Genomic DNA, 25,436 nt, shown 5'->3' with positions numbered 1-25,436 from the left:
TATTTCAACTGTCGGGTATCTTGTTATTTAAGTTGGTGAACAAGGTCCAATAATTTTAATTCCCTGTTTTTCTTTTTCGGCTAGTTCTAAATTCAATATGAGGAGTTTTTCTAAAATATCATCATTGGGTTGAAAGTTATAAGCTGTCATTACCAGTTTATCTAATTGTTGATGCAGTTTATAAAGTTGGCTGCTGGGTTCGTTGAAGAATTTATTATATAATGTGGTGATTCCCCATTGTTTTATTTCCATTTGTTGAGTCCGATATTGATGTAGTTCTTCGGCTTTGGTGCGAATTTGTTGGACTATTTTTATATCTGCTGTTTGCGGAAATGGGAAAGTTTCAAAACAGGTTGTATTAGTATAGCGAGTGTCACCTTTTAAAGTTGAACTTTGCGCTTTTACCCAAATTTGATGTACATTAGATGTGAGAATACCTAAAATATAAAAATCATCTGAAGCAATTACCATATTAGCTTCACAGGGTAAAATAGAAATATCAACAGGTGTAAAAATTACCCATTTAGCAATTTTTGGTAAAGCAAAATAAAAACTCAAACTTTCTAAAGCCTTTCTCATAGCTGGTCTATATCTTTCAAATAACCACCAGTTTTCACGAGTTTTTTTATTTTTATTCTTTTCTCTCTCAGGTTTAACATTCTCTCTAACTCTATTAAATGGCTCTTTATACTCACAAGCTTCTTCAATTGACATATTAGCAAAATCAATTACCCAATCTAGTTTTTCAAATGAATTTATTAAACCTCTTCCGTCAATCATTGGTTTTAGAACTTTCTGATTATTGAAATTTGCAGCAATCCATTCCTTTGCTTCTGTTTCTGATATAATAAATCCTTTTCCTATTAATTTACATCCTTCAAATGAAAATCCTTTATTTACTACCAAAGTTTTTGCAGAGGTAACAGATATTTCGGTTTTTAGAGATGAAGAAATAAATGGAACTTCAACATTATCCAAAAAGTTTTGTCTTTGTTTTTCCTTTGTCCAATTAACAATACTAACATGAACCGCAGCATCTCCTGACCACACTTGAGTGGAAATTGCATCATGAATAATTCCCCCATTACTAACAATATAATCTAAACTGGCTTTTCTCCCTGAAACTTGAGCAATAGAATTTGTACCAACTAATCCTGCTCTACCTTTATTATCTAATAAATCAGCCGCTTTCCTAAACCAAAATACACAAAAATCTGGTTGTCCTTTGACATCTGGAAAAGCTTGATATATCTTCTCTGAATATTCATCTCCTAATTCTATTCGGAGTTTTTTACCACCCAAGAACGGCGGATTTCCAATAATAGCATCAGCTTTTACCCATTCACTAAACAAAGCATCTTGACAAACAATATTATTATCTAAAGTATCCAAAGGTAAAGCAGGTTCAGTTAACTGTAAATTATCAATTGCAATCTTCCGCGCAATCATCAATGTCACCCGCGCTAATTCCACAGCAAACGGATTTGTGTCCATTCCATAAAATTGCAAAGGTGTCACCAAACCCATTTGCATTTGTTTATCTGGAGATTTACTCAAAGATTGCATTTTCTCTAATAGTGTTTTTTCAACTTTTTTTAATTCCTGATATGCAATATAAAGAAAATTACCAGAACCACAAGCAGGATCTAAAACTCGATAACTTTGTAATTCTAGTTGCAATTTTCCCAGTTCTTTAACTGTGTTTGCTTCCTCGATTCTCTCTTCCCAATAACGGCTAATTGTGGGACGGACAATTTTCATAATATCCACTTCAGAAGTATAATGAATTCCTCTCGCGTGACGTTCTTCTTTATATATACTTCCTTCAAATAAATTCCCAAAAATAGCCGGACGGACTTTACTCCAATTCTCTCGCGCAGACACATCTAAAAAATTTAATTCTTCCCTGGTTAATTCAATTGCATCAATTCGGGAAAATAAACCTCCGTTAAAATAATCTACTCCTTGATAACGTCCCGCTGGGGTTTTTCCTGGTTGATTCATTTCCCGAAATAAACCACCCAAAACATCATAAGAACTTGCACCTTTCATACAATCTTGAACGCAAGAAATAAACATATCACGGGGTAAAAGTTGTCTATCTTCTGCAAACATCGCTAACACACATTGTAAAATAAACCGCTGTGCTGTTAACTTTTCAATTCCCCTATTTTCCAACTCTAATAATAATTCACCCATGCGACGGGCAGCTTTAACAGTAACTTCTACCTGGTTGTTTTGGAATACAGGAGTTTTTTGCCCTAACTCCATAAATGCCAAAGCTCCTGACCGTTCTGGCAGTTGTTCAAGAGTAATTTTATCTACAGGTGTATCTAATTGAATATCAAAATCAAAGATCCAAAATTCATCAAAATTACATAAAATCACATATTTAGGACGATTGGGTACTAACCTAGTCCAATAATCAAAGGCTTGGGAATAATGTTTATTTAAGTCTTCTCCGCGCTTTTTCATTTCTATTAAAACGCGGGGTTTCCAAACTAAATCAGCAAAGCCTGTTTTTCCGGTTTTACTACTTTTCTTAATTGCTTCTTCGTAAGTCGCACCCGCTTCTAATGCACCTTCATGTCCAAAAGCTCGAAAAAATCGGTCGAGAAAAGTTTGTGCTTCTTTGCGTTCTTGTCCGGTAATATGTTGCTGGCAAAATTGGACGAATTTAGATAAGGTTTCTGGTGTTGATGATGTCATAGTTTTTATTTCGCGCAGAGTCGCAAAGGAAGAATACAAAGTTAGATGTTTCTATCCAAAATATTGTAGCATGAGATAATTAATTATGAATTGTGGTTAAATAATGATGATTAAAAAATATAATTTTCCAGGAAATAAAATAATTTTATTGGATTCTTTGGAAAAAGTATGGTTTGTAAAATCAGGATCTTTGGCAATTTTTAGCACTAAAGTTGAAGCGGGAGAACCTATAGGAAATCGCCGCTATTTGTTTGATGTTAGCGCAGGAGAAGTTATTTTTGGATCTAGACTATGGAGTGACTCGGAAACTAATATCCAACTTTGTATGATGGCGTTAACTTTGGAAAAAGCAGAACTTGAGTTAGTAGAATTTAGCAATATAATTGCAGCGACAGAGGAAAATATTAGGTTAATAGAAACCTGGCTCAGTAATTTAAATCAATTACTTTTAGAAGAAGTAAAACCAGATATTAAGGTTGTGGTTAAAAAGGAGTTAGAGCAAGTTTATTTATTACCAGGAGAAGCATTACAAGCTGCTTATCAATCAGTAATTTGGGTACAAGTTTGTCAGGGTAAAGCTTTGTGGATGGGTAGAGAAGATTTTAGTTTAGATGAAAAACAATGGTTTCCAGTTACTGACAAAACTTGGTTACAAGCTAGTGCAGAAATTGAGGTAAAAATCAACATTACTACTGGTTTAAATTATGAGCAATTCTTGAATGGCTTCAATATTTTTTATAGTTATTTATACTGTTATATTTATCAGATTTCCTTGAAAGAAATAGAATTAAAAATGCAAAAAAATCAACAACTAAATCGTGATGTTCTTCAGAAGACACTTGTAAGTTTAGCCGCTAATTTGACACAACAAAAACAGACATTTATTGAAGAAGAGACATCATTATTAATGGCAGTTGGTGCGGTTGGTAGAGCGATGGGGATAAAGATTATCCCGCCAAAATTATTAGGAAAAGAACAACTTCAAAACAAAGATATGATTGAGGCGATCGCCCAAGCTTCCCAAATTCGTACCCGTCAAGTTACACTAACAGGATATTGGTGGCGACAAGATAATGGACCATTATTAGCTTTTACTCAAGCGGAAAATCTTCCAGTGGCTTTGTTAATTGATAAAAGTCAAGGCGATCGCTATTTCTTATTTGATCCAGAATTACAAAGTCGCACCTTAATTTCTGAACATATAGCCACTACTTTAGCACCAGAATCTTATATGTTTTACCGATCTTTGCCATCGGTAATTAAGAAAAAATCAGATGTACTTCTGTTTGGTATTCAAGGATTTGTAAAAGACATTTTTGTAATTCTAGCCGTGGGAATGATGGGGACATTATTGAGCATCTTTACACCCCAAGCGACAGCAATTTTAATTGATACTGCCATTCCCAACAGCGATCAGTTCCTTTTAATTCAACTAACTTTAGGATTATTAGCTGTTAGCTTTGGTAGAACTATTTTAAATTTATCCCAAAGTTTGATTTCTCAAAGAATAGCAGCAGGTACTACTAGTCAAATACAAATAGCAGTTTGGGATAAATTTCTGAAATTAAAACCTGCCTTTATTCGTCAGTTTAGTAGTGGTGATATGCTGCTGAGGATTATGTCCATCAGTCAAATCTATAGCATAATTAGTGGTGCAATTCAGCGCACTTTTTTAAATGGATTATTTGCCCTCCTCAATCTAGGATTAATGTTTATTTATAGTTCCCATCTAGCATTAGTAGGAGTGAGTATTACCCTAGTCGTTATCGGTTTTACAATCATATTGAGTAAGATTTTATTAGCACAGGAACGTCAACAACAAGAATTGATTTCTCGCCTTCATAGTCTAGTTGTACAAATGCTCAACGGAGTTGCTAAACTAAGAGTAGCAGCCGCCGAAACAAGAGCATTTACCACTTGGGCAAAAATTTATAATCAGCAGATACATTTGGATAATATAATTATCTATCTCAATGATATTGTTTCTTTATTTAATGAGTTAATATTTCCAGTGAGTTACCTATTACTATATTGGTTAGGATTAACAGCTATTCAAAGCAGTTTAGTAGGTCAAGGGAATTTGAGCCTGGGAACATTTTTAGCTTTTAATGCTGCATTTGGGACATTTTTAGCAGGGGTAACTTCCCTGAGTAATACCTTAGTGAATATAGTGAAAATTTTGCCTTTGTGGCAACGAACAGCATCAATTTTACAAGGGGAATTAGAATGTGATACCAATAAAAATCAACCAGCACTTTTCCAGGGACGTATAACATTAAAAAATGTAAGTTTCCGCTACTTTCAAGATGGACAATTAATATTAAATGATGTCAATATTCATGCTCAACCAGGAGAATTTATTGCTATTGTCGGTCCTTCTGGTAGTGGTAAATCAACCTTGTTGCGCCTACTTTTAGGATTTGAAACTCCCTTAAATGGAACTATATCCTATGATGATCAAAATTTAGCCACATTAAACCTCTCCGCAGTCCGCAGACAACTGGGGGTAGTGCTGCAAAATAGTAAAATCATGCCAGGTTCAATATTTGACAACATTACCACTGGTGCATTTGTAACTATGGAGCAAGCTTGGTCTGCACTGAGAATGGCAGGTTTAGCCGCAGATATCGAAGCTATGCCGATGGGAATACATACATTAGTTAGTGAAGGTGGTGGTAACATTTCTGGCGGACAATTGCAGCGATTACTGATTGCGCGATCGCTCGTATTTAAGCCAAAAATTATCCTCATGGATGAAGCTACCAGTTTTTTAGATAACCATACCCAGGCGATCGTTACTGAAAGTTTAGCCCGACTAAATGTTACCAGAATAGTTATCGCCCATCGTCTTAGTACCATTCGTTATGCAGACCGAATCTACGTGATGGAATCCGGTAAAATTATACAGGTTGGTTCATTTACAGAACTGATGCAGCAACCAGGACTATTTGCCAAACTTGTTGCTCGACAATTACATTAACAAACATTTAGTATCAAGCAGGTTTTACGGCTGCTGCTGTAGTCTGCTTGAGGTAAATTATGAAAATTATAAAAATTTATATTTATCAGTAAAAATTCCGATTTATCCATAGTATATTGTGTAGGTATAGACAGATATAGAGAAATTTTTGCTTAATCGCAAAAATACTTTGTTTAATGACAGGGAGATATTTGGCAAAATATCAACCTCGTGTTGGCAGAGATAAATAAAGAAAATTAATTGGGAGAGCAAATAATCATGTCTGATGCAATTGACCCTAAATCCGATTTAAAGATATCTGAAATAACCGAAGTAACCCAAGTAAATCAAGAGCAGGAAGACTTAGAACTGAGCGATGAGCAGTTAGAAAATGTTACTGGTGCTTCTGGTGAAAAACAAGATTCGCCACCACCAGAACCATAAAAATTAAGATAGTAGGATTTTAAAAACCCTCCATTAGCATCCAGCAAATTGTTCTGATTTTCTGGGTGCTATCTCCTTTAATTTATTGTGGTTTAAATGGATGATCAATGATGTCAATCTAAAAACCAGTTTGTGATCAGTTGCAAAGGAATTGATACAATGAAACATCAAACAAAACCAGGTTTTTATAAATTATCACTAACAGTAACATTAGGAATATTAATTTCTACAAATCAGAGCATCTTAGCCCAACTCAAACCAGAGCATACATTGGGTCAAGAAAACTCAGTTGTTAAACCCATTGATGCCGTAAAAGATAGAATAGAAGGCGGTGCAATTAGAGGAGTAAATTTATTTCATAGTTTTCAAGAATTTAATATTGATACAGATAGAAGCATTTATTTTGCTAATCCTATAGGTGTTGAAAATATATTAACTCGCGTTACTGGTAGTAATCCTTCACATATTTTAGGGACATTAGGAGTAGAAGGAATCGCCAATTTATTTTTAATCAATCCCAATGGCATATTTTTTGGCAACAATGCCAGTTTAGATATTCGTGGTTCATTTACTGCCACAACTGCGGATAGTATAAAATTAGGAGCAGAAGGTTTATTTAGCGCCATAGAACCAGCAAACAGTAATTTGCTGACAGTTCAACCAAGTGCCTTATTTGCTAATGCTTGGAAAAATCAGCAAGCAGCAATTCACAATCGCGGTAATTTAACAGTTGATCATAGTAAAAATATCAATTTATTTAGTGCGAATGTCACCAACACAGGCACTTTAACAGCACCAGCAGGAAATGTGCAATTAACAGGTGCAAAAAATCTCATCGTTAGAGGAAATATAGAAGCATCTCAACTATTATTAAATACTGAAAATCTCACCATTGCCGAAGATAGACCAGAAAATACTAATGTCACAATTCATAAAACAAAATTAGAAGAGCTATCAGGAAACACAAATATTATCCTAGAGGCCAACAATGATATTACTATTCATCCTTTAAGTAATAATACTTTAAGCCTGGCTCATGGTAGTGGCAAAATCACATTTACCGCCGATAATGATGGTAATGGCAGCGGTAATTTTCAGATGTCTACTAACAATAATATTAAAACAAATGGCAGAAATATTAGCATTTCTGGAGCAAATTTGACATTAGGAAATATTGATACTTCATTTGTGCATATTATTGATATTCCTGTAGTTGATGTAGATCCTACAGATATTACTACTCCTAATGTGACTTTAGATATCCAAGATTCACATTCGCCAGAAGATATCCTAAACCCAGAGCCAATCGAGCCACCAATTATATCCATTGGTGATAGCGATAGCGGTGCAATTACTCTGAATGCGACGAATGGAAATATTAATACTGGTAATCTTAATACTACAAGTTTAACAGGTACTGGTGGTAAAATTAATCTATCAGCAACAAAAAATATTCACTTGAATAATAGTTTAGTACAAGCAGGAGATGATTTAACGCTGCAAGCTCATGATTTAATATCCATTAATAATAGTGTGTTATCTACAGTAATTTCGGGAAATAGAAACGCTGGCAGTATTTCTATTAAAAGCAACCTTCTTAATGTTCTCAATAAATCTTTTCTAGATGCCAGTACCTTGGGGAATGGAGATGGAGGAAACATAATTATTAAGACTACTGGTGCAGTTATATTTGATAATAATAGTTCTGCTACCAGTCTATTGGGAGCAGAAGGAAAAGGAAATGCAGGAAGCATTTCTATTACTAGTCAATCTTTCGCACTTCTTAATGCTTCTTCTCTGTCTGCGAATACTTTTGGTAAAGGAAATGCTGGCAGCGTAACTATTAATGCTACTGACGCAATTACATTTGATGGTCAGAGTTTTACTACTAGTCGAGTACAAGCAGGAGCAACAGGAAATGCAGCGGATGTTTCTATTATTAGCAACTCTTTTGATGTCCTCAATGGTTCTTTTCTTTCTGCTAGTACCTTCGGTAATGGGAATGCTGGAAGTGTGAATATTAATGCCACCAATGCCATTACATTTGATAATAAAAGTTCTGCTGCTAGTCAAGTAGGATTAGGAGCAACAGGAAATGCAGGAGGTGTTTCTATTACTACTAACTCTCTCGAACTCTTCAATGGTTCTTTTCTAGATGCAAGTACCTTGGGAAATGGGAATGCTGGAAGTGTGAATATTCAGGCTACTGGTGCAGTTAAATTTGATAGTTCAGATAGTACAAATAGAACTTCTGCTGCTAGTCAAGTGCGCTCAGGAGCAATAGGAAATGCAGGGGGTGTTTCTATTACCGCCAAATCTCTCGATGTCCTCAATGGCTCTTTTCTCTCTACTAGCACCTTTGGAAATGGGAATGCTGGAAGCGTAACTATTAATGCCACTGATGCAGTTACATTTGCTGGTGAAAATTCTGCTGCTGCTAGTCGAGTCAGACAAGGAGCAATAGGAAACGCAGGAGATATAAAAATTTCTACCAATTCCCTGACTTTAAATGGTACAAACACCAGATTATTTGCTAACACACAATTAGATTCAACTGGAAATAGTGGAAGCATTGATATTGACGCTAAAACCTTAATTATCAAAAACGGTGCGAGTATAGAAGTTGATAGCCAAGGAAATGGTAAAGGTGGAGATATTTTACTGCAAGCCGATACTCTGAGTTTAAGTGATCAAGCCTTTATCACTGCTAAAACTATCAGTAACAACGTAGGCAATATAAATCTCAATATTCAAGATTTATTATTATTGCGAAATAACAGCCAAATTACCACAACTGCTGGGACAGATGGTGCAGGTGGAGATGGAGGAAATATCAATATTAATTCACCTTTTACTATTGCATTTGCCAATGAAAATAGTGATATTACTGCTAATGCTTTTCAGGGAAATGGTGGTCAAATTAACATTACAACTAATGCCATATTTGGGCTAGAAGTTCGTTCTGAATTAACCCCAAAAAGTGATATTACAGCATCTTCTCAATTCGGTTTAGCTGGAGATGTGCAAATCAATACACCTGATGTAGATCCCACCTCTGGATTAATAGAATTATCTGGTAATTTAGTTGATGTGGAATCATTAATAGGTAAAGATATTTGTTCTAGTGAGCAACTTGCTATGGGCAGTTCTTTCACCATTACTGGTAAAGGAGGTTTACCATCTGAAGCTGAGGAATTAATTAGTAATTCACCAGGTATAGTAGAATGGTTACATCGTCCAAAAAAACAGGAAATAATACCCACAATTACAAGACAACAAACAAAAATAAATAATCAGCAAGCAAACAACAATGCGGTTATTCAGGAAGCACAAGGATGGGTAATTACTAATGATGGTAAGATAATTTTAACCGCCGAAACTCCAAAACTTACACTGCAAAATTCAAGTTTAAATCCTCCTCATTGTTATACTTATTCTGCTAAATAATTAGTTGACATTTTGCCGAGAATCTAATTTATAAATGCAATTATTCTGGCTCATATTCATTCATTTTTTTGAACAACATAATTTCAACCTATGGAACCACATTCTTTTCATTTTGGTGTTTTGCAAGAGCAGGATATGCAATGGATTTTAGAACAAGGTATCAAACAGGAACTAGCTGCTGGTGATGTATTGATTAACGAAGGAAGTTATATCAATAATCTGTTTCTGATCTTAGAAGGAGCTTTATCAGTCTTTGTTTCCCAAGAAATTGAAACAGGCCAAACAAACTCAGATCAGGAAATTGCCAGGATGACACCAGTAGAAATAGTTGGAGAAATTTCTTTTTTAGACAAATTACCAACATCAGCAACGGTTAAGGCATCTAAAAATTCAGTGATTTTATCTCTATCTTGGCAAAAGTTATCATCTAAACTCAACCATGATTTAGCATTTGCGGCTCGTTTTTATCAAAGTCTTTGCATCTTGCTGGCTGCAAGAATGAGAGAAATTACATCACTTTTAGTTAACAAAAAAGTTGTATTTAATCCTCCGTTAAGAAAGGCTTTATTTATATTTGGAGTATTAGATGATATTGATATTGATTGGATGATTAGTGCAGGAAATTTGTTGCTATTCTCACCAGATCAAATATTAATTCAACAAGGAGAAAAAGTAGAATCTCTTTATATACTTTTTAAAGGTAGATTAGCTGTTTCTCTGGAAATTATGGAAAATGATCTGAAAGTTACTCAAGAAATAGCTCAATTACCACAAGGGGAAATCGTCGGAGAAATGTCTTTTGTCGAAACAGGAACAGCTTCTGCTACAGTCAAAGCATCTGAAAGATCAGTTGTATTGGTAATTCCTCATCATAAATTAAAAACCAAACTAGAACAAGATATGGGATTTGCATCCCGTTTTTACCGGGCAATTACGGTAGTAATTACAGATAGATTACGAGAAAGAATGATTAGCAGAGGTTATCGTAAGGTAGCATATTTTCAAACTCAATCTGTCTCGGAAGCGATAGAAGATGAAGATGAATTGAATTTAGATACTTTGGAAAATACAGCATTAGCTGCAACCAGATTTAATTGGCTATTAAAGCAAGCTAAATAGCGATTTTACAGCAGATTACAGATAAATGAGGTATAAAATTTTAGAAGAAAGCTATATATCAGTAAGAATTCAGGTGAGGAGATAAGATCCCCGACTTCTGAGATCAATTTATTATTTATGGACACAATCAACAAAAGAAGTCGGGGATCTGGGTATGAACGATTGCTATAGCTGAATACTTACATATATCAAAAAAGTTTTAACTCTATTCCCTCCTGTATATCTAGAAAAATGACTAATGATAAATATAAAAATTTATTCCGAAAACAAGCCCTAGATCGTTTATCTTCCCCTGAACAATTAGATCAACTACTTCATATTGTTCAACCTCAAGATTGGCTACATTTATCTGTATTAGGAGGTTTATTTTTACTAATTATTATGTGGAGCTTTTTCGGCAGAATTCCTATTTATATTAGGGGTAAAGGAGTATTAATTCGTCCTCATCGTGTAGTAAAAATACAATCTCCTATTGCGGGACAATTAAAACAGATCAATGTCAAAGTTGGGGATTGTCTGCAAAAAAATAATGGCAATGCAATTGATGAACCGGAGGAAATCATAGCCTTAATTGATCCAATTGATATCAAACAACAACTACAACAAGAAAAATTTAAACTAGCTGTATTGCAGCAACAAGATATTGAAATTACTAATTTGGAACTACAAAAACATCAATTAAAAAAATTAGCATTACAACAACAGCGGGAAATTTTACAACAACGGTTGCGAGATACTCAAGTATTAAGTCCTCTGATTAAAAATAAAACTAATACTGCTATTCAAAAACGTAAAATCAGTTTACAGCAAAGTTTAAAAGATGCAGAATCTTTAATTACAGTATTTCAGAAGAAATTAGAAACAAGACAGGAACTATTTAAGAAAGGGGCGATTTCTAAAGATGTAGTCTTAGAATCTGATCAAGAATATCGACGCAATCTTCAAAATATATCTGATATTAAAGCGCAATTAAAGCAGTTAGATGTAGAGACAACTGCAACTGAAAAACAATATATTGATAATCTTAATAGTCTATTGGAAATCCAAGCTGATTTACAAGAAATTAATAACAAAGAAAAAACGCTCAAACAAGAAAATATCCATGAAATAACTAAAAGAAAAAATCAAATTCTCCAAGTTAAACAACAAATTGATACTTTAGAACAAAAAATCAAAAGCAACAGCATTATTAAAAGTCCTCATACCGGATGTATCCTTGAACTTACTATCAATAACGGACAAGTGGTGAATCCTGGTACTACTATTGGTTCTATGGAAATAAAAGCAGCAACTTCTGAAAAATTACTAGGAGTTACATATTTTGCTGTAGAAGATGGTAAAAAAATCAAACCAGGAATGGAAATTAGAATTACTCCCACTACTGTAAAACCAGAACAATTTGGGGGTATTGTTGGTAAAGTTATCTCGGTTTCACCTTTTCCAGTTACTAAACAAGGTGCTGCAAATGTTATTGGTAATTCTGAATTGGTAGAAAATATAATTACCAAAGCGGGAGAACCACAAATAGAAGTGTGGGCTGAACTAAAACCAAACTCTCATAATTTTAGTGGTTATGAATGGTCTGCTTCTAATGGACCAACAGATTTAACCCTATCTGCGGGAACTACTACTACAGTAAAAATTACTTTAGCACAAAGAAAACCTATCACATATATTTTACCATTTTTGAGGGAGTGGAGTGGTATTAATTAATAATTTACAGAATTTTTGGCAACTCATTAAACCTACGAGAAACAGGGTAAAAACTCCCACAGTGTTGCAAATGGAAGCGACTGAATGTGGTGCAGCTGCACTGGGTATTATTCTTGCTTATTATCAGTATATTGTACCTCTGGCAGAACTACGTCAAGAATGTGGGATATCTAGAGATGGTAGTAAAGCTGCAAATATAGTCAAAGCTGCTCGACGTTATGGAATGGAAGCAAAAGGCTATAAAAAAGGTCTAGAATCTTTAGAAAAAGTCCCAGTTCCTTATATTGTATTTTGGAATTTTAATCATTTTTTAGTAGTAGAAGGATTTAGTGAAAACTGGGTTTATCTTAATGATCCCGCCATTGGTAGACGTAAGGTATCTAAGCAAGAATTTAATGAAGCTTATACAGGCATTGTACTAGTAATAGAGCCAGGAACAAATTTTAAAAAATCTGGAGAAAAACGCAATACTTTCTTGGCTTTACATTCCCGCTTAAAAAATTCCTATGCTGCTCTTTTATTATCCATTTTTGCAGGAATTATTCTCACTTTACCTCGTTTAGCATTACCAGCCTTTGCCCAATTTTTCACAGACGAAATTCTTATTCAAGGGCAAAAAGAGTGGCTAAGTCCTTTATTATTGGCAATGGTCACTACTACTATACTGCAAATGTTAATAGGACGGTTACGTTTGTTATATTTGCGGCGATTAACGATTAAATTGTTAATAGTTATGACGGGTGATTTTATCTGGCATATTCTGCGTTTACCTATTAATTTCTATGCTCAACGTTTCGCTGGTGATATTAGTAATCGCGTCAATTTAAATAAAAATGTTGTCAATATCTTAAATAGACTTAGCATTACAATTATTGATACACTAATGCTAGTTTTTTATGCAGCCATGATGTTTGCTTATGACCGCAGGTTAACAATAATGACTATCAGCTTTGCTGGAATTAATCTTGTTAGTTTACAGGTTATACAAAGATTTCGTGTTGATGCAAATTTAAAAGTAAGTCAAGAACGAGATCAGCTTTATGGGTTTGCAACTAGCGGTATTCAAAATATAGAAATGATGAAAGCATCTGGTTTAGAATCTAGTTTGTTTGCTAAGTTTGCTGGATATTATACTAAATTTCATAATGCACAACAAAACCTAGATTTACAGAGTTTATATTTACAACTTTTACCCAATATTTTCAACTATCTTGCAAATACTACTATTTTAGTAGTGGGAGGGTTAAGGGTGATGGCAGGTAGTATGAGCATAGGAATGTTAATTGCTTATCAAAGTTTGGTAATTAGTTTTCTGCAACCAATCAATAGCTTAGTCAATTTTGGTGCTAATTTGCAGCTTTTAGAAGCTGATTTAGAACGCCTGGATGATATTTTTAATAATGCGATTGATCCAGAATTGACCAGGGAATTCGTAATTAAAAATGATGATACTAGTCCTTTATTTTTACAGGGACAGGTAGAGTTATTGAATCTTACCTTTGGCTATAATCATTTAGAAGCACCCTTAATTGAAAATTTAAACTTGATTGTCAAACCGGGACAAAGAGTGGCATTAGTGGGGGGAAGTGGTTCTGGTAAATCTACGATTAGTAAACTAATTACCGGACTTTATAATCCTTGGCAGGGAGAAATTTTATTTGATGGTATTCCCCGGCAACAAATTCCCCGTTTGGTATTAGCAAATTCCTTGGCAATGGTAGAACAAGATATATTTTTGTTTGCGGGAACAGTTAGGGATAATTTGACCCTTTGGGATGAAACTATATCAGATTGTGATATTATAAAAGCCTGTCAGGATGCAGAAATTCATAGTTTGATTATGTCTTTACCTGGGGGGTATGATGCTCAATTAAGCGAGGGTGGTTTAAATATTAGTGGTGGACAACGCCAACGTTTAGAAATCGCTAGGGCTTTAGTGAGAAATCCAGCAATTTTAGTGCTTGATGAAGCAACAAGTTCTTTGGATGCGGAAACGGAATTAATGATTGATCGTCATCTTCGTCGTCGTGGTGTATCTTGTATTATTATTGCCCATCGTCTTAGCACTATTCGCGATTGCGATGAAATTATTGTTTTAGAGAATGGTAAGGTATTACAACGAGGAAATCATGAAGAATTACGATTGCAACCAGGAATTTATAGTGATTTACTAAATCAGTAAGTTTTCATCTGTTAGTTTATAGAAAAATACATTTTCTGGGTATTTGGGTATTATTTTAAATTTAATTTAGGAATATTATCGCCGATATTTGGGTGTAGTTTAACATTGGAATTAACAGCATCACCTGGTTTAGAAACAATCAAATTTGTTCCCAAAACCAATAATATTCCTATGATACTCAACCCCAATATAGTTACGTTTATTTTCTGGTTTATTACTGTCGAGAAATTATCTATTATTGTACCAGAACCCATGACTTTAATTATTTTTAGTGCTTGTAAAGCTTCCTCCGCATTAGCATAGCGTTGTTTGCGGTTAGATGCTACCATTTTTTTTAACCATGCTCGAAAACTTGGACTTATATGAGGAAGTAATTTCTGAAAATTCAAACGATAGTTATCATTAATTAATTTACCAATATCCCCAGCAGGGGTATTAGTGAGTAAGCAAATTAATGTTGCACCTAAACTATATAAATCTGAAGCTTCTGTTAACGCATGACCAAATTGTTCTTCGGGGGGAATAAAGCCAGGAGTACCTGCAACTAATGTACTCAAATCTTCTTTTTCATTCTGTATTTTTGCTAAACCAAAATCAACTAAATAAGCATTTAGGTGCTGGTCTAATAAAATATTTTCTGGTTTGATATCTCGATGAATGATAGGAGAAACTTGTTGTTGTAGATAAACCAGAATCTCTAGAATTGACAAAGCAATTTCTTTAATTTCTTCAGGATGAAAACAGCGTCTAAAACCCAGAGATGGTGCTTTTTTATATTCTTGTACTAAATAGAAAAAACCTGGTTTTTCAAAAGAATCTAGATAACAAGGAATGCGAGGATGAGCTAATCTTTGTAAAAGTTCAATTTCTCGCTCATAAGCTTTTACGCCATACCAGTCAGCGGTTGTACTTGCAAAACAAAACTCTTTAATTACTACTTTTTGCTGAGAGTTGATGTAATTAGCTAAGTAAGTAATACGTCCTTCTTCTGTGTTGCGTCCTAACTCTTGAATTACTTGATAGCCCACTGCGGAAAAATCTGGATAATGATTATAAGAATTACTTCTCTCATTTCCATAATTTGCATCAATCTCTATCATAGAATATACACAAAATAGAGTTTGTTCAGATAAGAATTGCCAAGAATATTGTCCCAGTATTATCAAATTGATAATTAGGTAATAGGAAAAATCATTAATTACCAATTACCAATTACCAATTACCAATTACCAATTCCAGATTGTTTTTGTGTGTTAACCTACCGACTTCAAGAATTTCTGTGTCAACCAATCAATAATTTCAGTGTTGACAACAACTGGAACTTCGTCATGGGGACAATGACCAGCATCACGAATAGGCACAATTTTAATATCTTGGCCATTTTTACGCGCTTCTTCATAAATTTTAGCCCCAGTAATTGGTGTCCAAGGATCGTTAGCACCCCAAATTACTAATAAAGGCCATTTTACCCTCAGCAATAGTTCATCGGGACTAGGTCCTGGAGGTGCGGTGAGGATGGAAGCGAAAACTTGTTGCGCTCCTGGATCACAAGATGGTATATAAAGCAAATCTACCAGTTCATCAGTGACAGCATTGCGATCGCTATAAACTTGATATAAGGTGCGGCGAATTTGCGATTTTTGACGAATGCGGTTAAAAACGAATTTACCCGTTATAGGGTTAGCTACCAATTTATTAAAAGTCGTCATCACAACTCGTAGCACCGGGTTCAATTCATGGGGACGGTGACTCAAACCACCCGCAGAATTAATCAACACACCTCCAACCGCCATTTCAGGATGTTCTGCGAGAATAATTAAACTCAAAAGTGCGCCAATAGAATTGCCAATAAATATAGCTGGCGTTTGGATATGTGCATGATAAAAATCTTTTAATAATTCTACCCACACTTCCATGCTATAATCTATGGCTGCTTTATCAGAACCACCAAAACCCAAAAGATCCAAAGCAAACACCCGATAACCAGCATTAGCTAAAACAGGGATATTTTTGCGCCAGTGGCCTATGGAAGCACCAAAGCCATGAATGAGTACCAACGGCTGACCTGTACCCATCACAGTATATTGAATTTTGTAATCTTGCCAAGACCAAACCTGTTTTTCCAGTGTTTGTAAGTTTTCGGTTGTTATCGTCATTAGTTTAAGATTCCTAAAGTATTATTTCCTTATGGTAATCCTCCTGGCATTTTAAATAAAACATGATAAAAAACATCTTATGTGACGTACACTATCATTTGTAAGTTTCACCTTGCATCAAAAAACTCATCGGTTAAGGAACTTTGTCAGCCATTGAACATCCTAGATAACTTGTTATATTGTCAAATAAAATACTATGACCTTAAGTAGATTAATCCAGTTTCAGAAAGTCTTTATTGCTTCAGTTTCTCTCATAGCATTGTCATCAACACATTCTACTTTAGCAGCATCAGATTTATCTGCTGTATCTGCTACAGTTGCATCAAAACCTAATCATCATCAGCAGCTTTTAGCACAAACAAATTCTCGTGCAGAGGTAGATACATCTACGGAAGGAGAAAATGTAACTCCTACTACTTCTGTTAAGCGGGAAAAATCAGGTTTTAGTTTGTATATTTGGCAACCAGGCGGTACAATTTCCGAAGTAATTGCCCGTATTTCTATCAAGGGAAAATATGGCAAGAAATATCACAAAGAAAGATTTATCGGTGATTACAAATATAAAATTAAGCAGAAAGCCAAATTTGTGAACGGGTTTAAATTGGGCGATCGCATCGTTGTCCGATTGTATGATAATAAAAACCGTTTTATTGGCTATACAGAATTTGCTTGTTTACCTGATCATACAGCCGTAAACCTAATTTTATCTGCTAACCCCACCGAAGCTCAAGTAGTACGAGTTTTTTATGGAATTGATAACAATGCAGATGGCATTGTTGACAGAGATAGTAACAGCAATTATGACTACTTCACAGAACTAAGCAATCAAAAAGTTACCTTCCTGACAAGTTCCGAAAATATCAATATTACTCAATATCAAGCCGCAGGATTTGCCAATGTTGCCACAACTGCCGTTTATCCTATCTCCTTTATTGAAGGGGATTTCGCTTTAGCTGGTAAATCCATTAGTCCGTATAATTCTAACTTAGCACCAGCCTTAACATCTATTCCTGGCAGTTTGGTACAGTTAACTCAACTCAGTAACAACTCCACATATCAACTTAATCAGTTGTTGAGTAAATATCGTCCAGTCGGTGTAGCTAAAAATATCCAAGTCACATTTTCTGATATTTCCAAAGACTATTGGGCTAAAGATTATATCGCTGAATTAGCCGCTATGGAAATAATTGATGGTTATCCCAATGGTACATTTCGTCCCAATGCCCCAGTGACTCGCGCCCAACTAGCTGCCCTATTACAAAAAACTTTTATTAAAAGTAAAGTGCGAAATGCGGTAACATTTCAAGATGTGCCTAAAGATTATTGGGCTTATGATGCTATTCGTGAAACTTACGAAATGGGCTTTTTCACAACCCTTGGTAGTAAAAACTTTAACCCCACACAAAAGCTTAACCGCCTAGATATTTTGATAACTTTAGCAAAAGGATTGAATTATAAATTTACAGGTTCAACAAAAGATATCTTATCCATATATAGCGATGCCTCTAGTATTAGAAGCGAACACCGAGATTTCATTGCTGCCTTAACACAAAATGGTGTAATTGTCAACTATCCGAACATAAAATTGCTGAATACCCAAAAATTAGCCACCAGAGCAGAAATTTGCGCTTTATTATACAGAGCTATGGTTAGTGCTGGAGAAGTAGCAGATTTTGCTTCAAAATACACTATCAAGCCAAAAGTTGCAGCAGGGAACAGGGAATAAATTGGTGTGTACTGCATTAGAGGATGTTTGAAACCCACGAAGGTGGGTTTTGTCTGTGTAGCCGCGACTTCTAGTCGCTTAGTAAATTAATTTAACTTCCGTGCATATAAATATCTCGAATCGGAAAAGGAATTTGAATACCCTCTTTTTGGTAGCGTCTGTGTAACTTCTTTACAAACAAATGTTTACCAATACGCTGGTCAAAAAATTCACTGACACGCATATAAAGAGTAAAATCAATACTAAAATCATTGAAAGTATGAAATCTCATATATGGTTCATTATCAACTAATTCCGGGGCAATTTCCTGCATAACTTCTTTAGCAACTTCTACAGTTACCCTTTCCACTAAATCCAAATCGCTATCATAACTAACACCCACATTTATAGTTAAAGTAATTTCCTTAGCAGGTAGATGATAATTAGTAAAAATTGCCGAAGCTAACTTAGAATTAGGAACAATAATCACATTATTAGAAATTTCCTTAATCGTTGTATTTCGCCAATTAATATCTGTAACATAACCCTGATTACCATCATCTAATTTGACATAATCTCCAGTTCGCACCTGCTTGGAAATAACCAAATAAAACCCAGAAAATAAATTAGCTAAAGTATCTTGGAGAGCTAAACCTACAGCTAAACCTCCAATTCCCAACGTCGTCACTATGGGAGTAATTTCAATACCCACAGTTTGCAAGAGGATTAATGTTCCTAAAAGCAAAACTGCCGTTTTCGCTAAATTAGAAAGTAGTGATGTCGAAACTCCCTCTGTGCGCTGGACAAATAAATTTACAAACCCAGATGTTAGTCTAGCTAAAACTAACGTCACTGAATAGAGTAAAATTATGGTAATAATTTTTTGCAGAACATTAGCAATACCTGGTTTAAGGGGAGAACTAAGAATAGCCCAGAAAAAACCTGTCAGAACGAACCAAATAAAGGTCATTCTGTGCAGTGATTGAAAAATAATTTCAGCCCCAGGAATTTGTTTATTAATAACAAAGTTTTTAATTCTCTTAAAAATAACTTTTTCGCCAATTATCCCAGCCAAAAACCCAACTAGAATAAATATAAGGGGTATAATCCATTGTATCATCATGGTTATAATCAATTGTGAATTGACAACTTAAAATTAGAATACCAGCATTATCTTGTAATTTGCCAAAAATGTACTGACAATATTTTCTAAATTCAACTAAATTATATTTTTAACTTTTTGATCATAGATACATGGGGCATAAAATCTCATTTTTCAGGCAAATATATGTATAATAGTAATCCACGTCAGAATATATCATAAATGATTTCAGATAGAATAGCTAATTCCAGGTAAATACTGATAAAAATGGTTGTTTTTATGACTTAACAAATATTGATAAATTAATTGTGTATTAATTGCAATCTGGACTAAGACTGATTTTTTGGATTATCATCAATATTTAACTTAAAAATTTCGCTGTACCTCACCCAAGTAATGGATTTACCAATTATTTATCATCTAGATTATATTGCACCTCTACCAGACAGTCATCGTTTCCCAATGTTAAAATTTCGACAACCGTATGAATTGAATTGCTGTTGACTGATAGGGTAGCACATCCTGAACAATTTTACAAGTTGCTACTCGCTTTATCCAAAAATTAGGACTGGCCAAATTTCTTTTAATCCTCTTTGTATGAAATAAAAATCAGGATCATCTATGTCAAATTTACAAAAAAATAACAATTCGGAAACTTGGGGATATAGCTTATTAAATTCAACAATTGATAGTTTAATTCGTAACTTTGAAGGACAAGAAACAGTTAAATTATATCCCGATTTTCGAGAAAGAAAAGAACGCGCCCATGAGTTGATTTTTGAATGTGTAGGTAAACAACAAGCCCTATTTTATATTCGTCGTCAAGGTAACGCCAAAGAAATAGGAGAAGAAATTTGGGATTTAACCATAGCGACAGATGAAAGTGAATTTAAATTACCCAAAAGATTAAAAGAGCTAAATAAAACTTTAGGATTTAGAGCCGCAGTCAAAAAAAATGGTACTAGTGGGTTAAAAATTCTTTCAGTTTATTTATTGCAACCTGCGCGGGGACAAGCTGATGCTTATGCTTTGCCTTTGCGCTTGCAATTAGTTCCTAATTATCATGATCCTATAGATATTTCTCCCAAAATATTAGCACAAATAGCCAAGATGCCAGTATGTGGTAGTCATGTGCCAACGGTAGATCAACTACAAGCATGGAAAGCCTTTTTAAAAGTTGAAGAACGCATTGCTAAAGCTCGACAATTTTGTGTAAACTTCTTTAACTTAAAATATAATGCCCATAAAAAAGAAGTTGCTTTTGAAATTAATATTAATTCAGCTACCCTTGATGGTGTAGAAGAAAATTATTTAGATACAGAAAACTTTTGGGAACGTGTAAAAAAAGCCAAAAATCAAGATATAAAATTTTCTGATTCTGTACCTACAGAAAAAAATCGTCGTACCAGTCGTCAATTAGGAACTATTGAAAAAGTTGATCCTAAAAATAATCTTATTCACATCAAACTTGAGCGTGAATTAGTTGAATATATAGCAGCAGGAAATTATCAAATACCAGGAAAAGGATACTTATTTTTTGATGCTCTCGGTGATATCAAACAGATTGAGCGCAAAGAAAAAGCTTTAGAACAATTAAAACAAGGACGTACTCAAAATCCCTATTTAGGTGATTTCTTATTTGACGCTTCCCAAGCCAGACCTATTCAAAAAACTGTTAAAATTAAAACCAAAGATTTGCTATTATCCGCTGCAAATTTAGGTCAAAAAGCATCTGTAGAAAAGGTACTTGCAGCAGAAGATTTAGTTTTGATTCAAGGTCCACCCGGTACAGGTAAAACTACCGTAATTGCCGAAATTTGTTATCAAATTGCTTTGCGTGGTGGTCGGACATTAATTACTTCTCAAGCTAATTTAGCCGTTGATAATGCTTTAAGTCGATTAGTTCATAACCCAGTTATTCGCGCTGTCAGAAAGGGGAGAGCCGAAAAAGTTGGGGAAGAAGGACAAGCATTTTTAGAAGATCAAGTAATTGATAGATGGCTAGGAAATACCGCTACTGACTGCGAAAATAATCTTAGTCAACGTCGGGAAAATATCCAGATTCTCGGTTGGTTATTAAAATCATTACAGCGGTTTACAGATTATTTAAAAGCCGAACAAGAATTTAATCAGCAACAAGATAAATTCAAGAAAGAAAAAATTGAATTAGAGGAAAACTGCAAAAATCACGAAGTTGTTTATAATCAATTATTAGCTGATCAAAATGAAGTCGAATCTCTAATTAATGGATTAAAGAATCTTCTCAAAAAACCACAAAATATCAATTGGGACGATTCAGAAGTTAAAGAATTTTTACCACTTCTAAAACCATATACGGAAGGAAATGATACAGTAGAAAATTTTCGAGAAAATGTCCGTCAAGCTATCAAATATACAGATGAACTTGGTTTTGTTCGTCCTGTTCGTGGTGTATTTGGTTTAGCGGTTTGGTTGCGGGAAATAGTAGTAAATGAAGTTGCTCAATTTCAACCAATATTAAGTTATGCTCATGATGCAACTATAGCTATGTCAGAATTAGCAGCATTAGTACAGATTTTCAAAGATATTTCTACATATTTGCACCAGTTACAAACAGAGTATCAGCAATTTCTCAATCAGGGACAAAGTTTACAACCAACAATTCAAATTTGGGAAAACCGAAAACGAGAAATTGATTATATTATCGAAGCTGTTAAAGAATGGAAAATCACAGCTTATACGCATCTTTATCAAGTCTTGAAAGACTGTCAGCATTCTGATTTACAATTAACAGAAAATATGCTAAATTTACCATTAGGTTTATTAATGTTTGCCAATAATTTAAAATTACCAGTAGTACCCAAAAATTACCAAATTAACCTACCAGAATGGAAACTATTAACAAAAGCAATCTCTTATGAAATAGAAGGAAAGTTCACTGATAGAAGAGGTAAGCAACATAACTTTAGTTATTTTCTACAACAGAATTTTAGCCAAATTCCTATAGTTTTAGAAAAAAGCGATCGCACCAAATGGCAAGAAATTTATCAACAATTTGAAGATTATCAATTACTCACCTCTAAACAGCGAAAATTGCTAGTTGAGAATACCCAATCTTTTTTAATTCAACTGCAAAAAAACTACAGCACATCCTATGAGTTGAATAACATTGACTCAACCTTAACTCGAATTACCCAAGAATTACTAGATACAATTCTTGCCAATGCTCGTAAATGTGTTTTTAAACTGAAAACAGAAGCTGAACAACAGCTTAGTATTTTACAAACACAACAACAAAAATTAGTGCAAATTCCTAATAATAACATTACCCAAGAACAAATATTAGCAACTCAATCTCAGGTAGAAAAAGCCAGTCAAGATGCTAATTTACAGCTGATAAAAGTTGTCAATATCTTAGAAGAACTGAATAAACAACCAAATTTACCTCTCAAACTATCTAATCTCACACAAAAATATCTAGCTACACAATCAAATATTTGGGAACAGCATCAAGAATTTGCCCAGCAAGTCAATTTTTGGAAAAATTCCCTAACTAAGATTGAAACTTTAACTTCTTCATTAGATGCTTTTTCGATCTTAGGAATTATCAAAGAATCATTGCAGCAAGAGTTGATAAAGCTAAAAAAATCAACTAAATCCTCTCTGCAAAAATTTGAAACTTCCCAAGTCAAATTAAATGAATTAGTTCAGCAATTAAAATCACAAATACCCGATAATTTAATTACCGAAAGAAACTGGTGGGATTTGACTTGGCAAGAAATACCTGATAAATTTAAACCCAATTTGAAAAATCTAGGAACGGATTTATTCAACTTGGAATTTTTACAACAAATCAGCAAACAATTTGATATTTGGCAACAGCAACTACAAAACGAAGAAAAATATTTACAAAAATATCAAAATTTCGTTCAAGATTGGATTACAAAACTACGTCAACCCTCCGAAAGAGATAGTCATGATTTAAGACAAATTTATTTAGATAATGCTAACGTCGTGGGTATTACCTGCGTTCAAGCTGCAAATTACAATTTTTCTGAAGAATTTAAATATTTTGATGTCGTTATTATTGACGAAGTTAGTAAATGTACACCCCCAGAATTACTCATTCCGGCTTTGAAAGCTAAAAAATTAGTTATGGTAGGAGACCATCGACAACTACCACCAATGCTGGATACTAGCACAGTAGAAGAAGTTGCCGAAACAATTGGTAATACAAAAGAAGAAATGCAATTTTTAGAAGAATCATTATTTAAATTTCAGTTTGAAACCGCTGATGATAGCATCAAACAAATGCTCAATACTCAATATCGAATGCACCCCGATATCATGGGAGCAATAAATCAATTTTATGATGGTAAATTAGAATGTGGTATTTTAGAACCTGATACTAAACGCGCTCATAATTTAGCAGGGGAAATAATTAAACCAGAACATCATTTAATTTGGGTAAAAATGCCCAGAGAAAATGAATTTCAAGAAGAACGTTTGGGAACTTCATTTTTTAACATTCAAGAAATTGATGTCATTGAAAAAATATGTCAGCAGTTTGAAAATACTTGGAGTGCTAAAGTTGCTAATGGTGAACCTAAAAAAGAAATAGCAGTTATTACATTTTATGGCGCTCAATTAAGAAAAATTGATGAGCGTTTACAATCCGAACTTTTTCCTTCATTGCAAATTAGAACCGGGACAGTTGACAGATTTCAAGGAATGGAAAGACCTGTGGTAATTGTGAGTATGGTTCGTAATAATTATCAAGGAGATGTGGGATTTGCGAAAAAGCCAGAACGGGTAAACGTCGCTTTTTCCCGCGCTCAAGAATTACTGGTAATTGTTGGTTGTCACGATTTATTTACCAGTAAACCGGGTACAGTTGGTGGGATGTATTCGGAAGTGGCAAATATTGTTAATCGTCATGGAGGTTTTATTGATGTTTCCTGCTTCTGCTAATCAAAATATTGATGAAAATCTCAAAAATGCTGCCAAAGAAATTGAAACGGAAAATCCTGGTTTCTCAGTTCTTGCTGCCCGTAAATTTCGTTATAGTTTATCTCAAAATACTGTAGAATTAACAATTAAAGAACCCCGGCAATTTAACGTACTCGAAGAGTTTATTATTCGGGCTGGTATTGAATTTGAACTGCCGCCTACCGCAGATGAATTAGCTTCTATACTTGGTCTTGATTCTGTTTTTATCAAAAGTACAATTTCAACTCTTCAGTCATTACAAACATTAGCTGTAGAATCAAAAATTATAGTCACTGCTGAAGGGCGTTCATTTCATGAAAAAGGAACTGTACCCCAGCCACCTTATACGGTTCAAGTTTACGCAATTAATAATTATTTAGAGGATAAACTTACCGTAAAAACTGAATCTTTAAATGATGTCACTATCAAATTACCTGATTTATCAACCTTTGTAAAATTCAAACAGACAAATATTGATATATCCTCCATATCACTAGAACAAATACAGCAAATTATTCAAGATTCAGGCTTGACATTTCATCTACCAGAACAGGGAAAAGTTGTCACCGCTTTTAAACTGACAACAGGGGCTACAATTTTTTGGAAAACCATCTCCCTTTTTGTTATTTTTGATGCCAACCAAGATAAGTTAAACATTCAAATCCGCAGCGGTAAGCGAATTTTAGAACCGGCCTCAAATTGGCTAGAATCTCTACTCAATGAAGGTAAAATTTCTTTAACATCATTATGTGATTTGTCAGAGGAAACTATCAATTCTGCACGAGAAGCAATTATTAAACAAAGAAATTCCCTTATATAATCTAGTACAGCACGGCGTAAATAAACCAACCATTCTCAATCGCTAAAAAACTGACGACCTATTATTTTTGACTTTTGACTTTTGACTTCCGCAAAGCGGTACTAGGCTGTCA

At 34.3% G+C, this 25,436-nt stretch carries 13 protein-coding genes and 1 pseudogene; 10 read left to right on the top strand and 4 right to left on the bottom strand.

Going from position 1 to position 25,436, the window contains the following annotated elements; translation table 11 throughout:
* Positions 1-27 precede the first annotated feature (27 nt).
* Positions 28-2,709 (bottom strand): DNA methyltransferase, encoded by a 2,682-nt coding sequence (locus VB694_RS03635; protein WP_323358952.1) that lies wholly within the window; start codon positions 2,707-2,709, stop codon positions 28-30.
* A gap of 103 nt (positions 2,710-2,812) precedes the next feature.
* Between VB694_RS03635 and VB694_RS03630 the strand changes: the two genes are divergently transcribed.
* From VB694_RS03630 to VB694_RS03605, 6 genes are all read left to right on the top strand, one after another.
* Positions 2,813-5,689: an NHLP bacteriocin export ABC transporter permease/ATPase subunit gene (locus VB694_RS03630; RefSeq protein ID WP_323358951.1), complete on the top strand. Its 2,877-nt coding sequence runs from the start codon at positions 2,813-2,815 to the stop codon at positions 5,687-5,689.
* Between the two features lie 258 nt (positions 5,690-5,947).
* Positions 5,948-6,112, top strand: coding sequence for a hypothetical protein (locus VB694_RS03625; RefSeq protein WP_323358950.1), 165 nt, complete (start codon positions 5,948-5,950; stop codon positions 6,110-6,112).
* Positions 6,113-6,271: 159 nt separating this feature from the next.
* A complete protein-coding gene (locus tag VB694_RS03620) occupies positions 6,272-9,559 on the top strand; it encodes a filamentous hemagglutinin N-terminal domain-containing protein (protein ID WP_323358949.1) in 3,288 nt (1,095 codons plus the stop codon).
* Between the two features lie 90 nt (positions 9,560-9,649).
* Positions 9,650-10,678: a cyclic nucleotide-binding domain-containing protein gene (locus VB694_RS03615; RefSeq protein WP_323358948.1), complete on the top strand. Its 1,029-nt coding sequence runs from the start codon at positions 9,650-9,652 to the stop codon at positions 10,676-10,678.
* A gap of 231 nt (positions 10,679-10,909) precedes the next feature.
* Positions 10,910-12,391, top strand: coding sequence for an NHLP bacteriocin system secretion protein (locus VB694_RS03610; RefSeq protein WP_323358947.1), 1,482 nt, complete (start codon positions 10,910-10,912; stop codon positions 12,389-12,391).
* A complete protein-coding gene (locus VB694_RS03605) occupies positions 12,378-14,573 on the top strand; it encodes an NHLP family bacteriocin export ABC transporter peptidase/permease/ATPase subunit (RefSeq protein ID WP_323358946.1) in 2,196 nt (731 codons plus the stop codon). Before VB694_RS03610 ends, VB694_RS03605 begins: the two co-directional genes overlap by 14 nt.
* A 50-nt stretch (positions 14,574-14,623) precedes the next feature.
* Here the strand turns inward: VB694_RS03605 and VB694_RS03600 are convergent, their stop codons facing one another.
* Entirely contained in the window at positions 14,624-15,673 is a 1,050-nt protein-coding gene (locus tag VB694_RS03600) for a serine/threonine-protein kinase (protein WP_323358945.1), read from the bottom strand.
* 153 nt (positions 15,674-15,826) lie between these two features.
* Positions 15,827-16,729, bottom strand: coding sequence for an alpha/beta fold hydrolase (locus tag VB694_RS03595; RefSeq protein ID WP_323358944.1), 903 nt, complete (start codon positions 16,727-16,729; stop codon positions 15,827-15,829).
* Between the two features lie 196 nt (positions 16,730-16,925).
* On the opposite strand from VB694_RS03595, the gene VB694_RS03590 reads away from it, so the two are divergent.
* Entirely contained in the window at positions 16,926-18,455 is a 1,530-nt protein-coding gene (locus VB694_RS03590) for an S-layer homology domain-containing protein (protein WP_323358943.1), read from the top strand.
* Positions 18,456-18,546: 91 nt separating this feature from the next.
* Here the strand turns inward: VB694_RS03590 and VB694_RS03585 are convergent, their stop codons facing one another.
* The gene (locus VB694_RS03585; protein ID WP_323359003.1) at positions 18,547-19,554 is read right to left on the bottom strand and encodes a mechanosensitive ion channel family protein; all 1,008 of its coding nucleotides are present in this window, start codon (positions 19,552-19,554) and stop codon (positions 18,547-18,549) included.
* Between the two features lie 378 nt (positions 19,555-19,932).
* On the opposite strand from VB694_RS03585, the pseudogene VB694_RS03580 reads away from it, so the two are divergent.
* The 3 genes and pseudogenes from VB694_RS03580 to VB694_RS03570 all read left to right on the top strand — a co-directional run.
* Positions 19,933-20,072 (top strand): annotated as a pseudogene (locus VB694_RS03580) (histone deacetylase); the annotation flags it as partial.
* 85 nt (positions 20,073-20,157) lie between these two features.
* Entirely contained in the window at positions 20,158-24,486 is a 4,329-nt protein-coding gene (locus tag VB694_RS03575; protein WP_323358942.1) for an AAA domain-containing protein, read from the top strand.
* Positions 24,467-25,324 (top strand): hypothetical protein, encoded by an 858-nt coding sequence (locus tag VB694_RS03570; RefSeq protein ID WP_323358941.1) that lies wholly within the window; start codon positions 24,467-24,469, stop codon positions 25,322-25,324. Before VB694_RS03575 ends, VB694_RS03570 begins: the two co-directional genes overlap by 20 nt.
* Positions 25,325-25,436: the final 112 nt, after the last annotated feature.

The organism is Anabaena sp. UHCC 0451 (assembly GCF_034931405.1).
In the GTDB taxonomy this organism is placed as follows: domain Bacteria; phylum Cyanobacteriota; class Cyanobacteriia; order Cyanobacteriales; family Nostocaceae; genus RDYJ01.
This window is presented reverse-complemented; position numbering and strand designations above follow the sequence as displayed.